The sequence below is a fragment of the Pseudomonas sp. genome (assembly GCF_030696055.1).
In the GTDB taxonomy this organism is placed as follows: Bacteria; Pseudomonadota; Gammaproteobacteria; order Pseudomonadales; family Pseudomonadaceae; genus Aquipseudomonas.
In genome coordinates this window covers 1-4,102 of sequence record NZ_JAUYNP010000117.1, presented here as the reverse complement: position 1 = coordinate 4,102, position 4,102 = coordinate 1, and the positions used below count along the sequence as shown (strand labels likewise).

The window sequence follows — 4,102 nt, the reverse complement described above, 5'->3', positions numbered from 1 at the left end:
ACAGCATGGTGGTGGAAATGATTGCCGCCGCCGCGCTGTCGCTGATCGTGTTTTATGCGGTCGGCAAGTTCAGCGCCGGCGAATTTGCCGCCTTCATCGGTGCGGTGCTGATGCTGATGCCAAAACCGGTATTGGGCGGCGCCACCCTGATCATGTTCGGCACCGTCGCGGTGGCCGGCATCAAGATTCTCCAGGAAGCCGGCCTGCACCGCCGCAACATGCTGATCGTGGCAATTTCCCTGGGCCTGGGCCTGGGCGTCGCCGCCGTACCCGAGGTGCTGAGTCAGCTGCCGCAGGCGCTGCACAATATCTTCGAGTCGCCGATCACAGTCGGTGCCTTCAGCGCCATTTTGCTGAATATCTTCCTGCCGGAAGAACACCTGGAAGTGGAAGAAGACGACTTCGAGCCGGAAGCCCAGACGCACACAGTGCTGCAAAACCCGCAGAACAGCGCTGAAGACGCGCCAGGCCTCGTTGGCGGGCTAACTCCAAGCCCTCGTCTAAGCTGAACCCGAGCCCAAACAAGCATCTCCCTGTATAGCCCTGCGGTTCGCCGCAGGGTCGAAAACCTTGTAAGTCCAACAATAAGGAAAACCCGATGAAGCTGAAATACCTCCCCCACTGCATCGCCCTCGCCACCGGCCTGCTCGCCGCCCAGAACGCAGCCGCAGAAGGTGCACTGCTGTGGCAAGACAATAGCCTGAGCTACCTGAATGGCGACAACTTCAACGAGATGAACTTCAACGATGAAGAACAGCGCTCGCAAAGCACTTATACCTTCGAGCACGCCAGCGGCTGGACCTGGGGCGATGTGTTCATGTTCTTCGACTACGTCAACGCCGACAACACGCAATACCGTGGCAGCAACTTCGGCAACTTGGACATCGACGAAAAAAGTAACTTCTACTACATGGAGATCCAACCCCGTGTCAGCCTGAGCTGGTTGACCGGGCAAGACCTTTCCTTTGGCCCGATCAAAGACGTCAAAGCAGCCTTCATGTATGAGAAAGGCACTGGCGGCCCAGGCACCGAGAACTACCTCTACGGCATCGGCCTGGACTGGGATGCACCTGGCTTCGCCTTCCTGCAGACCAACCTGTACCAGGTGAAAGTCAACAACCACATCTTCTTTGACCATGACTTCCAGGCCAGCGATGCAGGCAACGGCTACACCGAGCAGCTGACCATCGCTGGTGCCTACCCCTTCGCCATCGGCGATCAGAGCTTCGTCGTCGACGGCTACATCGACTGGCGCGCTCCGTCCAAAGAAGCCAACACCCAAACGTCGCTGGGTTCCTCGATCCAGATCAAATGGGATGCGGGCAAGGCGCTGTTCGGCGAAGAGCGCAAGCTCTACGTGGGTACCGAACTGAACATGTGGCACAACAAATACGGCATCAAGCCCATCGACGGCTCCACCGATGGCTTCGACCAAGCCGCCGTGCAGGCCCTGGTGAAGTACCACTTCTAAGGCGCCTTGACTGCTACCGGGTAGGCGGTAGCAGTTAAACAAAAGGGGGATGACGTTCGCGTCATCCCCCTTTTCTATTTCGGCTATTAGCGCCTGTTACCGCCTACTCAACAACCGGCACGACCTCAGCCCGCCAGCGCGGGGCGAACTGCCCAGCGCTGGTGTCAAGTTGCCTACGGGGTCGCTTTACTCGCCTGCTTAAGCTTTTGCCGCTCGAGAAACTCCAGCTTCCATTGCTCCACGCCGATATGCTCGGAATCGAGATTGGCTTCGACCCGGTACTTGCTTTTCAGCTGGGCAATCGCATCGTGCTGCTCAACCAGGAAGCGATCGAAACGCTGCAACAGCTCGGGATGCTTCATAGTCGACAGCTGGAAGCTGCCACGGCTATGCGGCAACTTGGCATCGAACACCAGAGCACCGGGACGCGCGCGAATATTGTCCAGGTAGTGCGTGGCCACCACCACGTTGAAGTAAGCGCCGTCGGTATCCTTGCGCAATGCCTGACGGATCATCAGGCGCAGGTCATCGCTGTAGGTCAGCTCAATCTGCTTGGCGTCGATACGCTCCTGATAACCCCAGGGCGTCCAGCCATTGACCATGGCCAGGCGCTTGATCTGCTCGATGGGTTGCCCCTGGCGCTGCGGCGCCACCAACACGCCATCCACGTAATCGACCACGCCCTGGCTGTAGCTCAGGCCCTTACCGGCCTTCTGCTCCTGTGACCAGTTGGCGCTGTCAGGGTATTTGAAATCCACCTCGCCCTTGAGCAAGGCCGGCAATAACTGCTCGACCGGCATGGGCTTGAAGCTCAACTGCACGCCACTCTGGGCGGCGAACAGATCGAACAACTCGCGGGCAAAACCTTGGTACTGGCCTTGTGCATCGGTGTTGTAGTGTGGAGCGAAAGCCAAATTCTCCACACCTATCACGTAGCTTTCGGCGCTGACACTGGCGGAACACATAAGGGCGAACAAACTGCAGACGTGCGAGGGCTTCACAGCGAACCTCCTGGTTAGTCTTAGGATCGAATCGAATGTGGGCCCACGACAGGCGGCCAAGGGTTTAGCTCGGCGCTTTAGCCGCCGGTCATGCTCATAAATCGAACCACCTGCACCTGCTCATCGGTTTCAAAGTGATGGCGCTCGGGCTTGAGCTGCAAGGCATCGAGCAGCGCAGCGCGCAGGCGCTGGCTGTCACCGGGATGGGCGCGCATCAGGCCTTTCAGATCCAGGGCATTTTCGTGGCCCAGGCAGAGCACCAGCTTGCCTTCTGCGGTGACCCGTACGCGGTTGCAATCACCACAGAAATTGTGACTGTGCGGCGAGATAAAGCCGACCTGGGTATCGCTGCCCACCACCTGCCAGTAACGCGATGGCCCGCCGGTGAGCTTGCTGCTGCGCACCAGCTCGTAGCGTTGCTCGATGCGCTGACGCACCTCATCGCTGGAGCAGAAGGTCTGCTCGCGCTGATGGCTGGAGATGCTGCCCAGGGGCATTTCCTCGATAAAGCTGATGTCCAGGCCGCGGGCCATGGCGAACTCGACCAGGTCGAGCACCTCATCGTCGTTGCGGCCCTTTTGCACCACGGCATTCAGCTTGATCTTGGCAAAGCCCGCCGCGCGCGCCGCCTCGATACCGGCCAGCACCTGATCGAGCTTGTCGCGGCGGGTAAAGGCGGCGAAGCGTTCGCGCTGCAAGGAATCGAGGCTGATATTCAGGCGCTTGACCCCGGCCGCACGCAGCTGCGGGGCCATTTCGGCCAGCTGCGAGCCGTTACTGGTGATGGCCAGATCGTCCAGTTCAGGGCGTTCACCCAGGCGATTGAGCAAGCTGAGGAGGTTTTTGCGCACCAGGGGCTCTCCCCCGGTGATGCGAATGCGTTTGACCCCCAGGCCGATAAAGGCGTCGGCCACGGCATAGAGTTCTTCCAGGCTGAGGATCTGCGCGCGCGGGGCGAAAACCATGTCTTCGCTCATGCAGTAGGTGCAGCGAAAATCGCAGCGGTCGGTAACCGACAACCGCAGGTAGGTGATGCGCCGACCGAAAGGGTCAACCAGCTGGGTGTTGTGCACTGCATGTCTCCTGGAGCTCTGCGAGCCGAGACTTTTTTGTTATGAAAGCATTGGCCCAGATAGAAACAGAAAAACTAAATTTTGTACACAATTACTTGACTGGCGAGTCAGACAATCGCTGCAAGCCACGGGCTGCCTGCTTGAGCCTCGTGCAAAGCCGATGCTACCATGCCCGACCGCCGCCCAGCGCCGGGCGGTATCTGCAAGCACAGGGGCTTATGACCAGTATTCGCGAGCGCAATAAAGAGCTGATTTTGCGCGCAGCCAGTGAAGAGTTCGCCGACAAGGGTTTTGCCGCCAGCAAGACCAGCGACATAGCCGCCAAGGCAGGCCTGCCCAAGCCCAACGTCTACTACTACTTCAAGTCCAAAGAGAACCTCTACCGCGAGGTGCTGGAAAGCATTATCGAGCCGCTGCTGGAGGCCTCCGCGCCCTTCAACCAGCCGGGGCGCCCGGCCGAGGTGCTGAAAGCCTATATCCGCTCGAAGATCCGCATTTCCAGCCAGTTGCCCTTCGCCTCCAAGGTATTCGCCAGCGAGATCATGCACGGCGCGCCG

Annotated in this window: 5 protein-coding genes; 3 read left to right on the top strand and 2 right to left on the bottom strand. The window is 59.3% G+C overall.

All coding sequences use genetic code 11. The features are described from left to right. Together Q8Q83_RS07065 and Q8Q83_RS07060 are read left to right on the top strand one after the other, a co-directional pair. A partial coding sequence (locus Q8Q83_RS07065; RefSeq protein ID WP_305622361.1) for a solute carrier family 23 protein occupies positions 1-509 on the top strand: 509 nt, incomplete at its 5' end. An 89-nt stretch (positions 510-598) separates the two neighbouring features. Beyond that, entirely contained in the window at positions 599-1,471 is an 873-nt protein-coding gene (locus Q8Q83_RS07060; protein ID WP_305622359.1) for an outer membrane protein OmpK, read from the top strand. A 173-nt stretch (positions 1,472-1,644) separates the two neighbouring features. Here the strand turns inward: Q8Q83_RS07060 and Q8Q83_RS07055 are convergent, their stop codons facing one another. Both Q8Q83_RS07055 and moaA read right to left on the bottom strand, forming a co-directional pair. Next, on the bottom strand, positions 1,645-2,472 hold the full coding sequence (locus Q8Q83_RS07055) for an ABC transporter substrate-binding protein (protein WP_305622358.1): 828 nt from the start codon (positions 2,470-2,472) through the stop codon (positions 1,645-1,647). A gap of 77 nt (positions 2,473-2,549) precedes the next feature. Next, positions 2,550-3,545, bottom strand: a complete 996-nt coding sequence (moaA, locus tag Q8Q83_RS07050; RefSeq protein WP_305622356.1) for a GTP 3',8-cyclase MoaA — start codon at positions 3,543-3,545, stop codon at positions 2,550-2,552. 218 nt (positions 3,546-3,763) lie between these two features. Between moaA and Q8Q83_RS07045 the strand changes: the two genes are divergently transcribed. Continuing rightward, the coding region (locus Q8Q83_RS07045; protein ID WP_305622354.1) for a TetR/AcrR family transcriptional regulator at positions 3,764-4,102 on the top strand (339 nt) is incomplete at its 3' end.

Coding starts and splice junctions, on each gene's coding strand:
- Q8Q83_RS07060 (WP_305622359.1), top strand. CDS start 599: ATGAAGCTGAAATACCTCCCCCACTGCATCGCCCTCGCCACCGGCCTG.